General features: G+C 40.4%; 28 protein-coding genes. All 28 read right to left on the reverse strand.

The features are described from left to right. From map to rpoC, 28 genes are read right to left on the reverse strand one after another with little or no spacing between them, the layout of a single operon-like run. Complete coding sequence (gene map, locus KJ593_08230; protein MBU2541871.1) at window positions 1-744, reverse strand: type I methionyl aminopeptidase; 744 nt, start codon at window positions 742-744, stop codon at window positions 1-3. After that, window positions 741-1,391 (reverse strand): adenylate kinase, encoded by a 651-nt coding sequence (locus tag KJ593_08235; protein ID MBU2541872.1) that lies wholly within the window; start codon window positions 1,389-1,391, stop codon window positions 741-743. The genes map and KJ593_08235 overlap by 4 nt, the downstream gene beginning before the upstream one ends. Continuing rightward, the gene (gene secY / locus KJ593_08240) at window positions 1,388-2,740 is read right to left on the reverse strand and encodes a preprotein translocase subunit SecY (GenBank protein ID MBU2541873.1); all 1,353 of its coding nucleotides are present in this window, start codon (window positions 2,738-2,740) and stop codon (window positions 1,388-1,390) included. The genes KJ593_08235 and secY overlap by 4 nt, the downstream gene beginning before the upstream one ends. Window positions 2,741-2,745: 5 nt before the next feature. Continuing rightward, window positions 2,746-3,186, reverse strand: a complete 441-nt coding sequence (gene rplO / locus KJ593_08245; protein ID MBU2541874.1) for a 50S ribosomal protein L15 — start codon at window positions 3,184-3,186, stop codon at window positions 2,746-2,748. Window position 3,187: 1 nt separating this feature from the next. Then, window positions 3,188-3,658 carry a 30S ribosomal protein S5 gene (gene rpsE / locus KJ593_08250; protein MBU2541875.1) on the reverse strand — a complete coding sequence of 157 codons (471 nt, stop codon included), beginning with the start codon at window positions 3,656-3,658 and terminating at the stop codon, window positions 3,188-3,190. Window position 3,659: 1 nt separating this feature from the next. Next, window positions 3,660-4,019: a 50S ribosomal protein L18 gene (rplR, locus tag KJ593_08255; protein MBU2541876.1), complete on the reverse strand. Its 360-nt coding sequence runs from the start codon at window positions 4,017-4,019 to the stop codon at window positions 3,660-3,662. A gap of 8 nt (window positions 4,020-4,027) precedes the next feature. Then, on the reverse strand, window positions 4,028-4,567 hold the full coding sequence (rplF, locus tag KJ593_08260) for a 50S ribosomal protein L6 (GenBank protein MBU2541877.1): 540 nt from the start codon (window positions 4,565-4,567) through the stop codon (window positions 4,028-4,030). A 20-nt stretch (window positions 4,568-4,587) separates the two neighbouring features. Next, window positions 4,588-4,983: a 30S ribosomal protein S8 gene (gene rpsH, locus KJ593_08265; protein MBU2541878.1), complete on the reverse strand. Its 396-nt coding sequence runs from the start codon at window positions 4,981-4,983 to the stop codon at window positions 4,588-4,590. 53 nt (window positions 4,984-5,036) lie between these two features. Then, window positions 5,037-5,222 (reverse strand): type Z 30S ribosomal protein S14, encoded by a 186-nt coding sequence (locus KJ593_08270; GenBank protein MBU2541879.1) that lies wholly within the window; start codon window positions 5,220-5,222, stop codon window positions 5,037-5,039. Continuing rightward, window positions 5,223-5,783, reverse strand: coding sequence for a 50S ribosomal protein L5 (gene rplE, locus KJ593_08275; protein ID MBU2541880.1), 561 nt, complete (start codon window positions 5,781-5,783; stop codon window positions 5,223-5,225). A gap of 4 nt (window positions 5,784-5,787) precedes the next feature. Beyond that, entirely contained in the window at window positions 5,788-6,099 is a 312-nt protein-coding gene (gene rplX, locus KJ593_08280; GenBank protein ID MBU2541881.1) for a 50S ribosomal protein L24, read from the reverse strand. Between the two features lie 21 nt (window positions 6,100-6,120). After that, entirely contained in the window at window positions 6,121-6,489 is a 369-nt protein-coding gene (gene rplN, locus KJ593_08285; GenBank protein ID MBU2541882.1) for a 50S ribosomal protein L14, read from the reverse strand. A gap of 31 nt (window positions 6,490-6,520) precedes the next feature. Further along, the gene (rpsQ, locus tag KJ593_08290) at window positions 6,521-6,772 is read right to left on the reverse strand and encodes a 30S ribosomal protein S17 (GenBank protein ID MBU2541883.1); all 252 of its coding nucleotides are present in this window, start codon (window positions 6,770-6,772) and stop codon (window positions 6,521-6,523) included. Beyond that, complete coding sequence (rpmC, locus tag KJ593_08295) at window positions 6,753-6,965, reverse strand: 50S ribosomal protein L29 (protein ID MBU2541884.1); 213 nt, start codon at window positions 6,963-6,965, stop codon at window positions 6,753-6,755. Before rpmC ends, rpsQ begins: the two co-directional genes overlap by 20 nt. A 4-nt stretch (window positions 6,966-6,969) precedes the next feature. Continuing rightward, window positions 6,970-7,383 (reverse strand): 50S ribosomal protein L16, encoded by a 414-nt coding sequence (gene rplP / locus KJ593_08300; protein MBU2541885.1) that lies wholly within the window; start codon window positions 7,381-7,383, stop codon window positions 6,970-6,972. A gap of 17 nt (window positions 7,384-7,400) precedes the next feature. Then, on the reverse strand, window positions 7,401-8,075 hold the full coding sequence (gene rpsC / locus KJ593_08305) for a 30S ribosomal protein S3 (protein MBU2541886.1): 675 nt from the start codon (window positions 8,073-8,075) through the stop codon (window positions 7,401-7,403). Between the two features lie 8 nt (window positions 8,076-8,083). Further along, window positions 8,084-8,416, reverse strand: a complete 333-nt coding sequence (gene rplV, locus KJ593_08310) for a 50S ribosomal protein L22 (protein MBU2541887.1) — start codon at window positions 8,414-8,416, stop codon at window positions 8,084-8,086. Between the two features lie 25 nt (window positions 8,417-8,441). Then, a complete protein-coding gene (rpsS, locus tag KJ593_08315; GenBank protein MBU2541888.1) occupies window positions 8,442-8,729 on the reverse strand; it encodes a 30S ribosomal protein S19 in 288 nt (95 codons plus the stop codon). Between the two features lie 9 nt (window positions 8,730-8,738). Further along, complete coding sequence (gene rplB / locus KJ593_08320) at window positions 8,739-9,572, reverse strand: 50S ribosomal protein L2 (GenBank protein MBU2541889.1); 834 nt, start codon at window positions 9,570-9,572, stop codon at window positions 8,739-8,741. A gap of 13 nt (window positions 9,573-9,585) precedes the next feature. After that, complete coding sequence (gene rplW / locus KJ593_08325) at window positions 9,586-9,867, reverse strand: 50S ribosomal protein L23 (protein MBU2541890.1); 282 nt, start codon at window positions 9,865-9,867, stop codon at window positions 9,586-9,588. Further along, window positions 9,864-10,508, reverse strand: a complete 645-nt coding sequence (gene rplD, locus KJ593_08330; protein ID MBU2541891.1) for a 50S ribosomal protein L4 — start codon at window positions 10,506-10,508, stop codon at window positions 9,864-9,866. Before rplD ends, rplW begins: the two co-directional genes overlap by 4 nt. Next, complete coding sequence (rplC, locus tag KJ593_08335; GenBank protein ID MBU2541892.1) at window positions 10,495-11,163, reverse strand: 50S ribosomal protein L3; 669 nt, start codon at window positions 11,161-11,163, stop codon at window positions 10,495-10,497. Before rplC ends, rplD begins: the two co-directional genes overlap by 14 nt. Window positions 11,164-11,166: 3 nt before the next feature. Next, window positions 11,167-11,472 carry a 30S ribosomal protein S10 gene (rpsJ, locus tag KJ593_08340; GenBank protein MBU2541893.1) on the reverse strand — a complete coding sequence of 102 codons (306 nt, stop codon included), beginning with the start codon at window positions 11,470-11,472 and terminating at the stop codon, window positions 11,167-11,169. Between the two features lie 44 nt (window positions 11,473-11,516). Next, window positions 11,517-12,716, reverse strand: a complete 1,200-nt coding sequence (gene tuf, locus KJ593_08345; protein MBU2541894.1) for an elongation factor Tu — start codon at window positions 12,714-12,716, stop codon at window positions 11,517-11,519. Between the two features lie 40 nt (window positions 12,717-12,756). Continuing rightward, window positions 12,757-14,841: an elongation factor G gene (gene fusA / locus KJ593_08350; protein ID MBU2541895.1), complete on the reverse strand. Its 2,085-nt coding sequence runs from the start codon at window positions 14,839-14,841 to the stop codon at window positions 12,757-12,759. A 19-nt stretch (window positions 14,842-14,860) separates the two neighbouring features. Continuing rightward, window positions 14,861-15,328 carry a 30S ribosomal protein S7 gene (gene rpsG / locus KJ593_08355; GenBank protein MBU2541896.1) on the reverse strand — a complete coding sequence of 156 codons (468 nt, stop codon included), beginning with the start codon at window positions 15,326-15,328 and terminating at the stop codon, window positions 14,861-14,863. After that, window positions 15,325-15,699 (reverse strand): 30S ribosomal protein S12, encoded by a 375-nt coding sequence (gene rpsL, locus KJ593_08360; GenBank protein ID MBU2541897.1) that lies wholly within the window; start codon window positions 15,697-15,699, stop codon window positions 15,325-15,327. Before rpsL ends, rpsG begins: the two co-directional genes overlap by 4 nt. Before the next feature lie 4 nt (window positions 15,700-15,703). Further along, complete coding sequence (gene rpoC, locus KJ593_08365) at window positions 15,704-19,792, reverse strand: DNA-directed RNA polymerase subunit beta' (GenBank protein MBU2541898.1); 4,089 nt, start codon at window positions 19,790-19,792, stop codon at window positions 15,704-15,706. Between the last annotated feature and the right edge of the window lie 8 nt (window positions 19,793-19,800).

Raw genomic sequence — 19,800 nt, forward strand, 5'->3', positions numbered from 1 at the left:
TTATCTTGTTAAAATAGCGTTTCCTCTTTCAGTTATTAATACGCAGTGTTCGAAATGAGCAGATGGAAACCTGTCTTTAGTTACTGCTGTCCAGCCATCTGAGAGAATCTCAACAGGATGTGCGCCCATATTGACCATCGGTTCAATCGCCAGGACCATCCCGGCCTTTAATTGTTCTCCCATATGAGGTTTTCCGAAATTCGGTATCTGCGGGTCCTCGTGTAATTTCTTGCCTATGCCGTGACCAACAAATTCCCGAACTACTGAAAACCCCCTTGAAGCCACAAAGCTTTCTACGGCATTAGATATATCTGAGACAAAATTTCCCGGCCGGGCCTTATCAATTGCCTTTGCTAGAGCCTTTTTAGTAACTCTAACTAAATCTACGATTCGGCGATCAACACGCCCAACCAGACAGGTGATTGCAGCATCAGCAAAATAGCCTTGATATTTAACGCCCACATCAATGCTTACAATATCACCTTCTTTTAAAACTCGCCCAGATGGAATAGCGTGAACTACCTCTTCATTAACACTTGTGCAGATATTAGCAGGATATCCCTCATAGCCTTTAAATGCTGAAACAGCGCCACATTCTTCAATTATCGCTAATGCGTAATTCTCTAATGCGACCGTTGTAATCCCAGGGCTGACCTTCCTTCCGATGCCTTTTAGCAGACTTGCCACAATCTTTCCGGCTCTGCGCATCAGCTCTATTTCTTCAGCAGTTTTTATAGTAATCATTTCAAACAACTAAAAAACTTTTCTAACTGAGTAAGTGCATCCTCTGCACTTAAATCCCCGGAAACCTCTTTAAGTTTTTCTTTTTTTTGGTAGTATTCTACTAAATCTTTAGTCTGCTGTTCGTAAGTCTTTATTCTGTTCTTAATGGTTGAGAGCTTATCATCGTCACGCTGAATGAGCCTTCCACCGCAATTATCACAGATGCCCTCATTTTTAGGCGGTAAATTCTTTATATGGAAATTGACACCGCAATCCTTACATACCCTGCGACCAGAAAGTCTCTGTATTATTGTCTCTTCTGATGCCTTTAAATATATCACCCAGTCAATAACTGTTGAAAGTTTCTTCAATATTGCATCGACTGCTATTGCCTGTTGGATGTTCCTGGGAAAACCATCCAATATAAAGCCTTTTCCAGCATCAATAGCTTCAAGCTTGTTTTCAACCAGCAACGTTACTAAATTATCAGGGACCAATACGCCTCTGTCTATATAAGATTTGGCCTCTTTTCCTAAAGAGGTCTCATTGCGCACTGCCTGCCTTAATAAATCCCCTGTTGAGATATGCGGTATATTGAATTTCTTGCTTAAAAGCACTGCTTGCGTGCCCTTTCCTGCGCCTGGAGAGCCAAGAAGAATTATCCTCATCGCGTCCGCCCTCTAATCTGACCGGATTTCATAAAGCCTTCGTAATTACGCATTAGAAGTTGAGATTCGATCTGCTTAGCAGTATCAAGTAAAACACCGACTACAATTAAGATCCCTGTTCCTCCAAAAAAGGAAGCAATCAAGTAAGGAATCTCAAGCCAGGCCATTATTAAATCAGGAAATACAGCAATAAAGACAATAAACATTGCACCCGCTAAGGTAATTCGAGTCATAACAAAGTCAAGATAATCTGATGTTGGCTTTCCCGGTCTTATCCCAGGAATAAAGCCTCCATATTTTTTCATGTTATCTGAAATGTCAATAGGGTTGAATACAATGGCTGTGTAAAAATAGCAGAAAAACATAATTAAACCTGCATATACCAAGGTATAGAGAAAATGTCCCCTAACTAAACTTTGCGCCAAACGTTGAAAGGCAGGATTAGGTATAAAAGAAGCTAAGGTCGCAGGAAACAGGATTATTGATTGCGCGAATATAATAGCTATTACTCCTGACATATCAACTCGTAAGGGCAAGTAAGTACTTTGACCTCCATAAATTTTTCTGCCCACAACCCTGCGCGCATACTGAACAGGTATTTTGCGCTGGCCCTGAGTAATAAAGGCAACAGCAAATATTACTCCAAATAATATAAAAGGTAAGATTAAAAGCTTAGCCGGATTACCAATTACTGCCTGTGCAGCCGCCCCTGGATTAACTAAAAGATACAACTGATACAAGGCCGAGGGAATTCTAGAAATTATGCCTACAGTAATAATCAATGAGATTCCGTTTCCGATTCCCCTTTCCTGTATTTGCTCCCCTAACCACATAACAAAAAGCGTTCCTGCAGTCAGGGTAATTACAGTAACAAAGCGAAAGATCAATCCTGGATTTGAAACGATCTGTAGGTCTTGAAAGCGTGCAGGATTTTCCAACCATAGCGCAATGAAGAATCCTTGAACTACAGCCAACAAGACTGTTCCGTAGCGCGTAAGCTGGGTTATCTTCTTTTGACCCTCTCTACCTTCCTTTGCAATTCGCTCCAAGGCAGGGATTACTGCTGTTAAGAGCTGTAGAATAATTGAAGACGAAATATAAGGCATGATCCCGAGAGCAAAGATTGTCAATCTGCTTATCGCACCACCTGAGAACATATTCATTATGCCAAAGAGCGTACCGCCTTGAGTCTGGCTCATCCTTTCAAAAAATTGTGCTAAGGCCGAGCTATTAATTCCAGGCGTCGGTATAAAAGAGCCAATTCTATAAACAAAGATAATCCCCAGAGTAAAGAGGATTTTCTTTTTTAAATCGGGTATTTTAAAACAGTTGGCAAAGGAAGAAAGCATTCTATTTATTTAACTATCTTACCACCGGCTTCTTCAACTTTTTTGATTGCGTTAGCTGAGAACTTGCATCCTTTAAAGACAAAAGAGCGCGACAACTTACCATCGCTTAATATCTTGACTGGTTTCTTATCAGACTTAATAAGACCTGCCTCTTTTAAGAAACTAGGTGTAATCTCTTCAATTTCTTTTTTAATATTTTTACTAATAGCCTCCAAGCTTACTATCTGGTAAATATGCTTCTTATATACATTAAAACCAACCTTTGGCAGCTTCCTCATAAGCCGCGTCTGTCCACCAGCAAAACCAAGATAGGTTGTTCTGCCTGTTCTTGCCTTATGTCCTTTATGCCCCCGAGTTGATGTTTTACCATGGCCAGAAGAACTGCCGCGACCAACCCTCTTTTTTCTCTTTTGCCTAATCCTTGGTCTCAATTGATTAATTAACATTTTAAACCTTTGCAGCCTTCAGCTTTAAAAAGCCAGTGATGGTGGCCTTAGTAACATTAATCGGGTTATTTGACGTTAGACACTTAGTTAAGATATCCCTAATCCCCGCAGCCTCACAAACCGCTCTTACGCAACCAGCGGCAATAACACCGGTTCCGGGCCTTGCAGGCTTGAGCAATACTCTTGCAGCACCGTATCGACCTATAATTGTATGAGTAATAGTCTTCTCAACCATCGGTACAGTTATCATTGCATTTTTTGCCTTACTAATAGATTTACGAATCGCGCTTGCTACTTCGTTCGCCTTCTCTAGCCCAAGACCAACGTGGCCCTTTCCATCACCCACAACAACCAGGGCGTTAAAATTAAGCTTTTTACCGCCTTTGGTTACCTTGGTTACGCGATTAATGCTTATAACTTTTTCAATAAGTGCTTCTTGGCTTTGAGTTTCTTGTTTTTTAGCTTCTGTCATTTTAGAATTCCAACCCTGCCTTTCTTGCGGCCTCTGCTAAGGCCTTTATTCTTCCGTGATAAGGTCGATCTCTTCTATCAAAAACAACCTTGCTGATGCCTTTTTCTTTTGCTCGTTGAGCCAGAATCCCACCAAGCATATCTGCTGCTTTAGTGTTGCCGCCATATACATTAGCACCCTTTAATTTTTTATCTAAAGTAGAGGCGCTAAGCAAGGTACTATGATTTTCATCATCAACGAGCTGAACGAATATGTTTGATAATGTTCTAATGACGGCGAGTCGCGGCCTCTGTTTCGTGCCGCATATCTTAACCCTTGTTCTAATCTGTCTTTTAAGTCGCCTTGTCTTTTTATCTCTCATAGCTTGATTTATTTAGATACAACCTTACCTACTTTTCTACGAACCTTTTCGTCAGTATAACGGATGCCCTTACCTTTATAAGGCTCAGGAGGAAAAATATGTCTAATCTCTGCTGCTATCTGGCCGACACGTGCCTTATCCATACCCTCAATAGTAATTTTATTCTGTTTACCAACCTGAACCTTAATGTCATCAGGAATCGGAAAATTTACCGGGTGTGAAAAACCCAATTGCATATTGAGCACCTTACCCTGCACCTGAGCACGAAAACCAACACCAACAATTTCTAGCTCTTTAACAAAACCTTTCTCTACGCCTGCAATCAAATTAAAAGCCAGGCTTCTTGCCAGGCCATGTAGAGATTTACTGCTTTTGGTATCATTGGGTCGAGACAAAATTAATCTATCTTTATCGACCTTGGCAGTAATTGGCAAAGGAATGTTAAGAGCTTGCTTTCCTTTTGCGCCGCTGGCAGTTATGACCTGCTTAGAAATTTCGACTTTTACTTCTTTTGGAATAGCTATTGGTTTTTCGCCTACTCGTGACATCTTTCTGTCCTATTGTTAACTCACCAGACGGATAGAATAATCTCACCGCCTATTTTCATCTCTCTGGCTTCTTTATTGGTTACAACACCTTTAGAGGTAGTGAGAATTGCCAAACCCAGTCCATTTAATACCTTGGGTATTCTCTTAGCATGAACATATCTTCTCAAGCTAGACTTAGAAACACGCTCTAATCCGATAATGGCTGATTTTCCTTCGGAATCATACTTTAAATAAACGCGAATTAACTTCGGAGTTTGACCTTCTAAGACCTTAAGGTTACTAATATAATTTTCACGCTTTAATATCTCTAAGATTGACAATATAAGATTATTCTTAATTACATCGACAGTTTCTTTTTTGATCATATAAGCGTTGCGGATTACTGTCAGTGTATCAGCGACTAAATCTGTCCTCATTGATTCTCCTCATAATAAACAACTAGTGTACTTTAGAGCAAAACCCTTTCATCTTACCAACTTGCCTTTTTTACTCCGGGAATTTGACCTTTCCAGGCGAGTTCACGGAAACAAATTCTACATAAATTAAATCTACGCAAATATCCGCGTCTCCTGCCGCAAATGCGACAACGATTATATTTTCGTGTGCTAAATTTTGCTGTCTTACTCCATCTTTCAATTTGTGATTTTTTTGCCATTTAGCTTGCCTTACCTTGTGTTTGAAAGGGCATTCCAAATAATCTCAACAATTCTCTGGCCTCTTCCTTTGCCTTGGCAGTTATGCAGATAGTTACGTTCATTCCTTGCGAAAATTCAATCTTATCATATTCAATTTCAGGAAAGATTAGCTGTTCTGCAATGCCAAATGAATAGTTACCAGCCTCATCGAAGGAATTCTGCGAGAGGCCGCGAAAATCCCTAATACGAGGAAGCGCAATATTGATTAGTCGGTCGAGAAATTCATACATCCTGGCTCGACGCAAAGTCACCTTTAACCCCACAGGATGACCTTGCTTTATTTTAAAATTAGATACCGCCTTTTTAGCGCGTCTTTTAATTGGCTTCTGACCGGTTATAGTAGCAAGATCAGCCATGGCCACATCAAGAAGCTTAATATCATCTACAGCCTCACCCACCCCCATGTTGACGACAATCTTGCTAATATGCGGCACAGACATAGAATTCTTATAACCGAATTTTGACTGTAACTGCGGGACTATTTCTTTTGTGTATTTTTCTTTTAATCTAGGTTTATTCATGAATTTATATTGTATTGTTGCATTTAATGCATAGTCGAGTTTTTGACTTATCCTTTAAAGTTCCGATTTTAACACGTACAGGCTTATTACATTGCCTGCAGAGGATCATGAGATTTGATAGGCTAACTGGATTCTCCTTTTCTATAATGCCGCCCTTTTGATTTTCTTGAGTCCGACGCATATGCTTCTTAAAGAAATTAATCTTTTCTACGATCGCCTTCTGGTTTTGTGAAAAGACCCTTAAGACCTTTCCCGTCTTTCCCCTATCTTTACCGGAGATTACCTTTACTATATCGCCTTTTTTTATCTTATCCATTACTGCACCGTTGGAGGAATTTTATATAACCTCAGGGGCCAAAGAAATTATTTTCATAAAGTTTTTATCACGTAATTCTCTGGCTACCGGCCCAAAAACCCTAGTACCCCTTGGATTCAATTGGGCATCTATTATTACAACTGCATTCCTATCAAATGTGACATAGCTACCATCGTTGCGGCAAATCTTCTTTTTCGTTCTAACCACAACTGCTGTAACAACCTCTCCCTTTTTTACGGCAGCATCTGCAATCGATTCCTTTATATTGACTTTGATAATATCACCAATGAATGCAAATTTTTTGCCCCTGCGCCCTAATACACCAATACAAGAAGCAATTTTTGCCCCTGTATTATCGGCGACATCAAGTCTTGAACGTAGTTGAATCATAACTTTTAATAAATTTAATTACTAGCTATTGTTATTTAATAATTTCTACCAGGCGCCATCGCTTATCTTTAGAAAGCGGACGCGTCTCCATAATCCTGACAGTATCCCCAACATTGGCCTCATTCTTTTCGTCATGGACCTTGAATTTTTTATTCTGGCCTACGAGACGTTTATAGCGAGCATGGAACTGCACAGTTGAAACACGCACCACTGCTGTCTTATTCATCTTATTGCCTATTACAACACCGGATAATACTTTTCTGCTATGTCTTTTTTTGTCCACTTTCTTCTTGCTCCTGCTCTTTTAATAACGTTTGAATTCTGGCAACGTCTTTTTTTAGCAACTTGAATCTATGAGGCTTTTCAACACGGCCGATCTTTCTCTGGTAATTCAGCTTAAAGATTTCCTCTTTAAGCTGAGTCTCCTTTGTGAGCAATTCGTCTTTATTTAAATTACGTAATTCTTCAATCTTCATGGTATTAATGCATTCTTGTTAAAAATTTAGTTCGAATCGGTAGTTTGTGGGCAGCAAGACTTAGGGCCTGTCTGGCAAATTCCTTTGGGACTCCACCTAACTCAAATAATACCCTGCCCCTTCTTATAACAGCAACCCAGTGGTCTAATTCTCCCTTACCCTTACCCTGTCTGGTTTCAGCTGGTTTCTTGGTTACGGATTTATCCGGAAATACCCTAATCCAGAGTTTACCGCCGCCTCTTAGCTGTTTGGTCAAAGTAACCCTTGCCGATTCCAGTTGATTATTTTTTAGATAACCATTCTCCAATGCCTTTAGTCCAAATTCACCAAAATTAATTGACGTTCCGCGGGCAGCCTCTCCCCGGCGAGAACCCCTTTGGGCCTTACGATATTTAACTCTTTTAGGCATAAGAACCATGGTGGAACCTCTAAATCTTACTGTTTAGCGCTTTCTGGTTTACCTTCGGATACCTTGCCAACGCCAGGAATAATATCACCTTTATAAACCCACACCTTTATACCAATCAAACCATATGTTGTAAGTGCTTCAGTAAATCCATAGTTGATGTCTGCACGAAAGGTCTGTAAGGGAATCTTGCCTTCTTTGTAAGTCTCTCTTCTTGCAATTTCAGCTCCTCCCAGCCTTCCGGCACAACTAATTTTTATGCCTTTTGCACCACTATTTATTGCCTGATCAATAGCCCTTTTAATTGCCCGCTTGAAAGCAATTCTTTTAACTAGCTGAAAGGATATATTTTCGGCGATCAATTGTGCATCAGCTGCCGCGTTTTTAATCTCCCCAATTTCAATATTGAACTCCTTCTTGACAATATTACCGAGTTCGTTACGTAGCCTCTCAATCTCAGAGCCATGACGACCAATTATGACTCCGGGTCTTGCTGTATTGATTCTGATATTTAACTTATCGGACATTCTTTTAATTTCAATGCTCGAGACCGCTGCCTGAGAAGTGCGTTTTTTTATGAATTTCCTTATCTGATAGTCTTCTTGAATAAATTTTGGATAATCCTTCTTATTGGCATACCAAGGAGATATCCAATCCTTTATTATACCGATCCTTAAAATCAACGGATGTACTTTTTGACCCAAAACTCCTCCTATTTAATTACGTCTAATTCCAAATTAATATGGCTCGTCCTCTTTCTAATCCTCATTGCCCGACCGAAAGAAGCAGCCCTGTATCTCTTCCAGGTTGATGCCCCATCAACAACGAATTTTGAAATAAATAGCTGTTGGGCAGTCAAGCCTTTTACCTTTGCATTGGCAATAGCAGAATTAACTAATTTAATAATTGGTTCCTTAGAACCACGCGATATGCTCTGCAAGATTGCAAGGACTTCAATTACAGGTTTTCCTCGAAGCAGATTAACAACCTCACGTACCTTACGTGGTGCAATTCGAACAAATTTTAATGACGCCTTTGCGACCATGATAAACTTCCATCCTTAAGTCTGTTTATGTCTTTTCAGGTCCTTTCTTTGCCTTTACGCCGCCATGTTTACGGAATGTACGCGTTGGTGCGAATTCTCCTAACTTATGCCCAACCATATTCTCGGTAATAAAAACTGGAATGTGCTTCCTGCCATCATGGACAGCAATTGTAAGGCCTACAAAATCTGGAGTTATGGTTGAACGACGACTCCATGTCTTTATTGGTTGCCTGGAGCCCATCCTTCTAGCCTTCTCAACCTTTTTCTCCAATTTCTCGTCAACAAACGGACCTTTTTTAATAGATCTAGACATTTTTATTAGTTAGTTAATTCGTTTTATAATGAATTTATCTGAATATTTCGTCTTTTTTCTTGTCTTAAAACCTTTCGTTGGTTTTCCCCAAGGGGTTACAGGATGAGGATTACCTTGTCCTGCCTTACCTTCGCCTCCACCATGAGGATGATCAATGGGGTTCATTGCCACTCCACGAACCGAAGGTCTTATGCCAAGCCAGCGCCGTCTACCTGCCTTTCCATACATTAAAGAACTATGTTCACTATTACTTACATTTCCAATCGTCGCCATACAATCTAGACCAACGAGCCTTAATTCTCCCGAAGGCAATTTAACTTGAGCGAATTTCCCCTCCTTAGCAGTAATCACAGCTGATGAACCTGCACTGCGAACAATTATGCCTCCAAGGCCACGTCTTAGCTCAATATTATGTATGGGCGTACCAGGTGGTATCAACTTTAGTGATAAGCAATTGCCTATCTTAATTTCAGTATTTGGATTCTCGCTTGCCAGGACTTGATTTCCTTCAACTAAACCAGTCGGCGCAATAATATAGCGTTTCTCGCCATCTTCATATTTAAGTAATGCGATTCTTGCGCTTCGATTCGGATCATACTCAATAGCAATAACTATTGCAGGCATATCTCTTTTATCGCGCTTAAAATCAATAATGCGATATTGACGCTTACGGCCGCCGCCTCGATGCCTAACAGTAATGCGGCCAAGACTATTCCTGCCACCACTTTTTCTAAGGTCTGTGCAGAGGCTTTTCTCTCTCTTTTTCTTGGTTAACCCATCAAAGCCTGAAGTTATAGTCCATCTGAGAGCAGGTGTTACTGGTTTATATTTTTTTATAGCCATAATAAATTATAAGTTAAGTGGTCTCTATTTTTTGACCCTCTACTAAAGTTACGGTTGCCCTTTTCCAATCAGGGGTTTTTCCATACTGATAACGCACTTTCTTCAATTTACCAGGACAAATTTGAGTATTTATCTTTTTTACTTTAACTTTATAAATTTGCTCAACTGCCTTTTTTATTTGCAGTTTGTTGGCATATTTTGCAACCCAAAATAGATATTTGCCATATGGCTCTAAGTAAGACGTGCCTTTTTCTGTACGTACAAGACTCTTGATTATGTCAAATCTAGTTATCATTTTATTCTATCCACTATTTTTTGCAAAGCTGCCTTTGTAAGGACAAGCCTCTTAGATTTCAGAACGTCGTAGGCGTTAACATTAGAAGCCAATTTTACTTCTAAAAAGGGAATATTCCTTGCTGCAAACAGTATATTCTCATCAGATTCTGACAAAAGTAATAATACCTTATTTTTGATATTAAGCGTAGTTAAAATAGAAAATAAAAGTTTGGTTTTTGGTTTTTCGATTTTTAATTTGTCTAAGATGGTTATTGCCTTTTCATTAAACCTATCAATTATTGAATGCCTTAGAGCTTCTCGCTTTAACCTTTTGGGAATGCTGTAATGGCTGTTGCGCGGTATGGGGCCAAAGGCAACGCCACCGCCTTTCCATATTGGATTTCTATTGGAACCTACCCTGGCCCTGCCAGTTCCTTTCTGACGCCAAGGCTTAGCACCACCACCAGAAACATCACCCCTATTTTTAGTAGCTGCCAATTTGCATTTTTCATTGTTTTGATACATTGAAACTGCCCTATGCAACAAGAAGGGCTTAACGTCTACATCCGAAAATATCTTCGGCAGCTTAATCTTGTCTATTTCTTTTCCGCTAATATCCTGTAGCGCTATTTCTTTTGCTAAAACCTTATTTTGTTTCATTGTCTTTTATTTGTCCATGCTTCTTTATTGCCTTTTGAATTACAAGCAGGTTATTCTTATGTCCTACCACAGCGCCTTTCACAACCAATAGATTATCTCCCGCCACCACTTCTATAACCTTAATATTTTGTGTGGTTACTTTTCTGTTGCCCATATGTCCGGGCATATGATGGCCTTTAACAACGCGAGATGGATAGGCACTTGCACCTATTGAACCAACACGACGATGGCTAGTTGAACCATGCGTTTTGAATCCACCCGCCCAATGCCAGCGCTTCATACCTCCTTGAAAACCTTTCCCAATAGAGGTCCCTCTTATGTCAACATAGTCACCTTTTTTAAAAATATCGGCGGTGATTTCGGAGCCAATTGCCGGCACTTCTTTAGAAGAAAATTTTACTTCTTTGATAATCCTTTTAGGTGCAACCTTTATTTTTCGAAATTGCCCTAATTGTGGCTTCTTGATGCGGTTTTCTTTAGAAGTCTTTTTTACATCCTCAAATCCCAACTGAAGCTTAAAAATATCACCCTTTGAATAGCTTTTAAGTACTACGCAGGGACCGGCCTCAATCAGGGTTACAGCAATGCATGTTCCATTCTCATCGAAAACCTGCGTCATGCCAAGCTTTCTTCCTAAAATGCCACAAGTTTGCATATCTTATTTGATCTCCACATCAACACCAGAAGGAAGGTTGAGCTTCCTTAAGGCATCCACTGTTTTTGCTGTAGGCTCTATTAGCTCAATTAAACGCTTATGCGTGGCCAGTTGAAATTGTTCTCTGGCTTTCTTGTCAATCACCGGAGACTTTAGAACAGTATAGAGCTCTTTTTTGGTAGGCAAGGGAATCGGACCTGAAACCTTTGCCCCCGTTCTTTTTGCTGCCTCAACAATTTCAATTGTTGATTGATCCAGCAATCGGTGATCAAATGCCTTAAGACGTATCCTTATCTTTTGCATTAAAATCTTCCTTCTTACACTGATTCAGAAAAATCAGCGCTAATCTAACCTTATGCTATAATTTCGCTAACCACGCCTGCACCAACCGTATGTCCACCTTCACGGATTGCAAAGCGAGTCTCTTTCTCAACGGCAACAGGTATAATCAACTCTACCTCTAGTTCAATATTATCACCTGGCATAACCATCTCTACGCCTTGTGGTAGTTTGACTGAACCTGTAACATCAGTCGTGCGGAAATAAAATTGTGGCCTGTAACCAGCAAAGAACGGTGTGTGCCTTCCGCCTTCTTCTTTGTTGAGTATATACACTTGAGATTTAAATTTTGTATGAGGGGTTATTGAACCTGGTTTTGCCAAAACCATCCCTTTTTCTAAATCATTTTTTTCTACGCCGCGTAAAAGCAATCCTACGTTATCTCCAGCTTGACCTTCATCAAGAAGTTTACGAAACATTTCAATTCCCGTAACAACAGTCTTGTGGATTTCTGGTCTCAAACCTACGATATCAACTTCCTCATTAATCTTGACAATGCCTCTTTCGATCCTTCCTGTGCCAACAGTTCCACGGCCAGAAATTGAAAAGACGTCTTCAATAGCCATCAAAAACGGCTTATCTGTTTCTCTTTTCGGAGCAGGAATGAATTCATCTACAGCCTTCATCAGCTCTAATATAGGTTTCACGGCTTCATTATTGGGATCTCCGCCTGCTTCCATAGCTTTAAGGGCACTTCCCTTTATGATCGGAGTTTTATCCCCAGGAAACTTATATTTATTAAGCAAATCACGGATTTCTAGCTCCACCAAATCCAGCAGCTCTTTATCTTCTACCTGATCAACCTTATTCAAGAAGACTACCAAGGATGGAACATTAACCTGACGCGCAAGAAGAATGTGCTCTCGAGTTTGAGGCATTGCGCCATCTGCAGCTGAAACAACAAGGATAGCGCCATCCATCTGAGCCGCGCCGGTAATCATATTCTTAATATAATCAGCGTGTCCAGGACAGTCGATATGCGCATAATGTCGCTTTTCTGTCTGGTATTCTACATGAGAGATATTGATTGTCAAACCTCTCTCTTTTTCCTCTGGTGCGTTATCAATCTGTTCGTAGCTTTTTGCCTCTGCAAAACCAGCCTTGCTCAAAGCAAGCGTGATAGCAGAAGTAAGAGTTGTCTTCCCATGATCAACGTGGCCAATAGTGCCGATGTTAATATGGGGTTTAGTTCTTACAAATTTTTCCTTAGCCATAAAAATACCTCCTCATTTTCTTCGTCTACTCTCCTTGAAATTAAGCACCTGTCGATGTTGCGTACATTATTTTCTCTTTTATATGTGAAGGCACCTCTGAATAATAAGAGGGCTCCATAGTATAGGATGCACGACCTTGGGTTAAAGAACGCAAGGCATTAGCATAATCAAAAAGTTCTGCCAACGGTACATCAGCGCGTACAGTGCGTACATTTACACGTTGACCTAACGCTATTACGCGCCCCCGCCTCCCGTTTAAATCACTAATAACCTGGCCTAAAAATTCAAAAGGAGTAACAACCTCAACATCCATTATCGGTTCAAGTAAGACAGCATTCGCCTTTCTCATACCGTCACGAAAGGCAATCGCTGCGGCCATCTTAAAAGCAATCTCAGAAGAATCTACTTCGTGGAATGAACCATCAACTAGCTCTACATCAATATCAGTTACTGCAAAGCCGGCAATTGCCCCACTCTTAGCAGACTCTAATATACCTTTTTTAACAGATGGGATAAATTCTCTGGGTATTGCGCCGGATTTAATTCTATCAGTAAAGGTAACGCCACTACCTTTGGCCTCTGAAGGTGCCATCGTAATAACCACGTGTCCATATTGGCCGTGCCCACCAGTTTGCTTGACAAACTTTCCCACAGAATTCACCTTTTTTGTAATTGTTTCGTTATAAGCCACCTGCGGCCTGCCTACGTTTGCTTCAACATTGAATTCACGAAGTAACCTATTTACAGCAATCTCTAAATGCAGCTGACCCATGCCTGAAATTACAGTCTGACCAGTCTCAGAATTATACGTGACACGAAAAGAAGGATCTTCCTCTTCAAGTTTTTTAAGCGACATACCTAATTTATCCTGATCAATTTTAGTCTTGGGCTCAATTGCCAATGAGATTACTGGTTTAGGAAAATGCATTGATTCCAAAAGGATTGGATAAGATTCATCTGTTAAGGTATCACCTGATCTTACTTCTTTTAATCCCACAACTGCTCCGATATCACCTGTTGAAAGCTCATCAACAATTTGCTGTTTATTAGCATGCATCTGAACGATTTTGCTCACCCGCTCTCGACAACGTTGCATAGCATTATATATGTAACTGCCAGACTTTAATACCCCAGAATAAACCCTGACATAATTTAGTCTACCGACATACGGATCGGTTATAATCTTAAAGCATAGGCTACACATTGGAGCATGATCAGAGGCTATCCTTTCTTCATATTCGCCGCTCTTTGGCTCTATGCCTTTAATCGGCGGCAAATCTAAAGGCGAAGGCAAATAGTCGCATACTGCCTCAAGTAAAAGCTGAACTCCTTTATTCTTAAAAGAAGAGCCACATAATATCGGAACAAATTTATTATTTATAACCGCCTCTCTTATTGCTTGCTTGATCTCCTCTGTAGTCACCTCTTCGCTATGAACGAATTTATTCATAATATGATCATCAACCTCAGCAAGCTTTTCTATTAAGTTGTTACGGTGTTGAGAAAAAAACGATTGCAAATCATCAGGGATAGGCAAATAATCTAATTTTATGCCTAAATCATCCTGAGATTTAACGAATTTGCCTGAGATCAAGTCAATAATTCCTTCGAAGCTTTCTTCCTTTCCAACTGGCAACTGTATTGGAGCAACATGTTTATTCAAGCGTTCCTTTACCTCATTGACTACATTGAAGAAATCAGCTCCCATTCTATCCATCTTATTTATAAATGCAATCCTGGGAACCTTATAATGGTCTGCTTGCCGCCATACTGTCTCGCTCTGAGATTCAACTCCTCCAACAGCACAAAAGATAACAACACAGCCATCTAAAATTTTAAGCGAACGTTCGACTTCAATCGTAAAGTCGACATGGCCAGGCGTATCAATAATATTGATTCTTTTGGTCTTCCAAAGAATCGTTGTTGCCGCAGCCGTAATAGTTATGCCCCTTTCCTGCTCCTGAGGCATCCAATCCATAGTCGCCGTACCTGAATCTACCTCGCCAATTTTATAAATCTTCCCCGAATAAAAAAGCATACGCTCGGTAGTTGTAGTCTTTCCTGCGTCAATATGGGCGATGATCCCAATATTTCTTATATTGCCTAAATCGTTCTCTTTTGACATCTCTTTTAATAAGTTCAAATTACCATCTAAAGTGAGCGAAGGCTTTGTTTGCCTCTGCCATTTTGTGAGTGTCATCTCTTTTCTTTATTGTTGCGCCTTCCCCTTTATAAGCAGAGAAGAGTTCCTCAGCCAATCGCAACTGCATTGTCCTGCCCTTTTTAGAGCGTGCGAAATCTCGTATCCATCGCAAGGCCAAGGCCGTACCCCTAGCCTGATTCACCTCTATAGGTACCTGATAGGTTGCGCCGCCAACACGTCGAGGCTTAACCTCAAGACGCGGCCGAGCATTTTCAATAGATTTATTTAACGCCTTTATTGCATCTTCGTTTGTCTTTTTCTGTAAAATCTCCAACGAACCGTAAAGAATCCTCTCTGCGACAGATTTCTTGCCTTCATGCATTAGCATATTTATAAATTTAGTTACAACCCGACTTTTGTATTTTGGATCAGGTAATAATTCTTTTTTAGATTTTGATTTCCTTCTCATTGTTTAGGCCTTTTTGCTCCATATTTGGAACGCGATTTCTTTCTATTTGCAACTCCCAGAGTATCCAGCGAACCACGCACTATATGATATCTAACACCTGGTAAATCCTTAACCCTGCCGCCGCGAACTAATACAATTGAGTGTTCCTGAAGATTATGCCCTTCGCCTGGTATATAGGCTGATACCTCACTAGTAGTAGTCAACCTGACACGGGCAATCTTACGCAAAGCCGAATTTGGTTTTTTAGGTGTCATTGTTCGTACCTGCAGACATACGCCTCTTCTTTGCGGACATCCCATTAACGCAGGTGATTTTGTCTTCTTTTTTTTGGCTACCCTTCGTTTTCTAATTAATTGGGAAATTGTTGGCATATAATTATTCCTTAGATGCTACTAAAGCTTCCAAGTCTTTCTTTTCCTTATCAACTTCTTGGGAAGCGCCTAATTTTTCCAAAATAACCTCGTTATCATTCACAGCAGCTGTTCCAGCAGGAATCAGGTGGCCAACAATAACGTTTTCCTTCAACCCGTAAAGAAAATCAACCTTTCCTGAAGCAGCCGCCTCTGTTAATACTCGCGTTGTCTCCTGAAAGCTTGCTGCAGAAATAAAACTTTCTGTTGTCAATGATGCCTTTGTTATTCCTAAAAGCAAGGGAGTCGCTGATGCTGGTCTGCCACCTTTCTTCATTACTTTTTCATTTTCCTGCTTGAATCTCCATTTGTCTACGTGTTGGCCGGTTAAAAATTCTGTATCACCCGCATTTTCGATGCGCACTTTTTTCAACATCTGCCTGATTATAAGTTCGATGTGCTTATCATTAATTTGTACACCCTGCAAGCGATATACCTCCTGGACTTCATTAACCAGATATTCTTGCAAAACCTTATCGCCGCAAACCTGCAATATGTCCTGCGGTACGACTGGACCATCAGTCAGCTGTTGACCTGCAACAACACGGTCGCTCTTGTAGACGTTTGGATGTTTGCCAGCCGGAATAGCATATTCGCATTTCATGCCTGTAGGAGAACGAACGACTATCATTCTTTGGCCTTTTTTGGTTTCTCCAAATTCAACAAATCCATCGATTTCTGTTATGATTGCAGGGTCTTTAGGCTTGCGTGCCTCAAAAAGCTCTGCTACCCTGGGAAGGCCTCCAGTAATATCTCTAGTTTTGATAATCGTGCGCGGAATCTTCGCGAGTAGGTCGCCAGCCTCAACGTTTTCTCCATCCTTAGCAAGGATATGTGCCCCAGCCGGAATAGGATATATACCTAAAACCTCTTTTTTGTTATTCAGGATTATTATTTGCGGATGATACTCTGCCTTATGCTCAACAACAATGAACTCAACAGCCCCTGTTACCACATTTAGTTCTTTTCTTATGGTTACGTCTTCCTCAATCTCTTCATATTTTACTGTACCTGAAACTTCAGTTAAAATAGGTGATGTGTAAGGATCCCAACGAATATAGGCAACGCCTTTTTCTATCTGCTGTTCATCTTTGAACGAAAGAAATGCCCCTTGTACAACAGCATAACGTTCTAATTCCCTTCCTTGAGCGTCATTAATGCTTACGAAACCATTGCGATTAAGAACAACGAATTCCTTCTTCTTGCTAACAGTGCGCAGATTATGATATTTAATAATGCCTTTATTGCGACTTTTAACGGCTGATTGCTCAACAATGCGAGAGGCAGTACCACCAATATGAAATGTGCGCATCGTAAGCTGCGTTCCCGGCTCACCAATAGACTGAGCAGCAATAACGCCAACTGCCTCACCCAGTTCTACAAGACGATCAGTAGCTAAATTAGTACCATAACATTTTACGCATACGCCGCGCTCTGATTCACAAGTCAAAACGCTTCTAATGCGAATTTTTTCAATTCCAAGTCGCTCGATGATTTCAGCCTTTTCAACAACAATCTCCTCACCTGAGGTAATAATCGTCTCATCAGTAATAACATCAACTACATTATCCAAGGCAACCCTACCTACAATTCTTTCCTTCAAAGAAACAACCACTTCATTACCTTCGATAATAGCAGAAACTGTGATGCCGTTTAATGTTCCGCAATCTAATCCATTAACAATAACCTCTTGTGCGACATCGACCAAACGTCGAGTTAAATAACCTGCATCAGCTGTCTTTAGAGCAGTATCTGCTAGGCCTTTGCGCGCTCCGTGTGTAGATATAAAATACTCCAAAACAGTCAAGCCCTCTCTAAAATTAGCAGTGATCGGACTTTCGATAATTTCCCCTGAAGGCTTAGCCATCAAGCCACGCATACCAGCCAGCTGACGAATCTGCAACTTCGAACCTCGCGCTCCAGAATCTGCCATCATAAATATCGGATTAAATGGACTAAAGTCCTCAAAAAGTAAATCAGAAATTTCATCTGTAGTATGGGTCCAGATGTCAATAATCTTATTGTGGCGCTCACCTTTGGTAATAATACCGCGCCGATACTGTTCCTCAACCCTGCGCGTCTCCTCTTTTGCTTTATCAAGACAGGTCTCTTTGCCTTTGGGAATCGTCAAATCATCGATACTAATCGAAAGACCTGCTAATGTTGCATATTCAAAACCAAGCTGCTTAAGCTTATCTAATAATTGTACTGTTTCTGTACGATGAAAACGCTTATAGCATTCAGAAACAATATTTCCGATCTTGCTCTTATTCAGGGTCGTATTAACAAAACCAAAGTCTTTAGGTAAAACCTGATTGAATATGATTCTACCTACTGTAGTCTCAATGATGACACTATTTGCCGATAGATTTTTAATTTGATTGAAATCATTGTATATATCTAAAATCTTATTTTTTTTCAAATCCAGTCTTACTTTAATACGTGAATGCAATTCAATACAATTATCATTAAAGGCAATAACAGCCTCGTCAGGCGTGGAAAAAACCTTGGCCTCTCCTTTTGACTTCGGTTTTATTTTCGTCATAAAATAGCAGCCAATAATAATATCCTGCGTTGGCGTTGCTATTGGCCTTCCATCAGCAGGAGAAAAGATATTATTAATTGAGAGCATAATAAGCTTGGCCTCAAGCTGAGCCTCAGTAGAGAGTGGAACATGAACTGCCATTTGATCTCCGTCAAAATCAGCATTAAAAGCTGCGCAGACTAAAGGGTGAATCCTTATGGCCTTGCCTTCGGTCAAAACAGGTTGAAAGGCTTGGACGCTTAACTTATGCAACGTGGGAGCACGATTAAGTAATACAGGGTGGTCCTTAATTACTTCATCTAAAATATCCCAGACTTCAGTTTTGGCGCGTTCAACCAGCCTCTTGGCACCTTTAATCGTATGAACTATATCTCTTTCACGCAGTTTTCTTATAATAAAGGGCTCGAATAACTCTAATGCCATATATTTAGGTATACCGCATTCATGCAATTTGAGTTCAGGGCCAACAACAATGACAGAACGACCAGAATAATCAACGCGCTTACCTAGTAAATTCTGCCTAAATCTACCTTGTTTTCCTTTAAGCATATCAGACAGAGACTTCAAGGGACGATTATTCGAACCTAAAACAGGCCTGCCATGCCTGCCGTTATCCAAAAGGGCATCAACAGCTTCCTGTAGCATTCGCTTCTCATTACGAATAATAATATCAGGCGCGTTCAAATCCAGCAATTTCTTTAGACGATTATTGCGATTTATTACTCTTCTGTAGAGATCATTTAAATCACTGGTGGCAAATCTACCCCCATCAAGCGGTACAAGCGGTCTTAAATCAGGCGGAATAACAGGCAAGACAGAAAGAACCATCCACTCTGGCTTATTGCCTGATTTACGAAAATCATCAATGATTTTAAGAGTTTTAACAAGCCGCTGTGCACTGGCGCCGCCTTTTGAATCCTCTATCTGCTTTCGCAGTTTCCTACAGCTATTATCCAGATCAAGATCTTTAAGCAAGGCTAATAACGCTTCGCCTCCAATCTTAGCATCAAATCCCTGGTCATACTTTTCAAGACACTGCTGATATTTATCCTCAGAGAGAAGTTCTCTTTTCTTCAGAGGCGTGTCTTTCGGATCAATGACAACATATTCTTCATAATAAATAATCTTTTCTAAATCCCGCAACGATAGATCAAGCATCGCCGAAAGTCTTGATGGAACAGCCTTAAAAAACCAGATATGCGATACGGGCGTTGCCAATTCAATACTACCCATTCTTACACGTCTTGTGCTTGAACGATCAATACTCACGCCGCAACGGTCGCAGGTAATTCCTTTAAATTTGATACCCTTATATTTTCCGCAGTTACATTCCCAGTCACGCACAGGACCAAATATCTTTTCGCAAAAGAGTCCGTCCTTTTCAGGTTTTAGCGTTCTGTAATTTATGGTCTCGGCCTTTTTTACCTCTCCAGAAGACCAGGAAAAAATCGCACTGGGAGATGCAATTTTTATTGCTATGTTGTCAAATTGAACATTATCTTGTTGCATTTCAGCTC

Source organism: Candidatus Omnitrophota bacterium (genome assembly GCA_018830005.1).
In the GTDB taxonomy this organism is placed as follows: Bacteria; Omnitrophota; Gorgyraeia; order JAHJTE01; family JAHJTE01; genus JAHJTE01.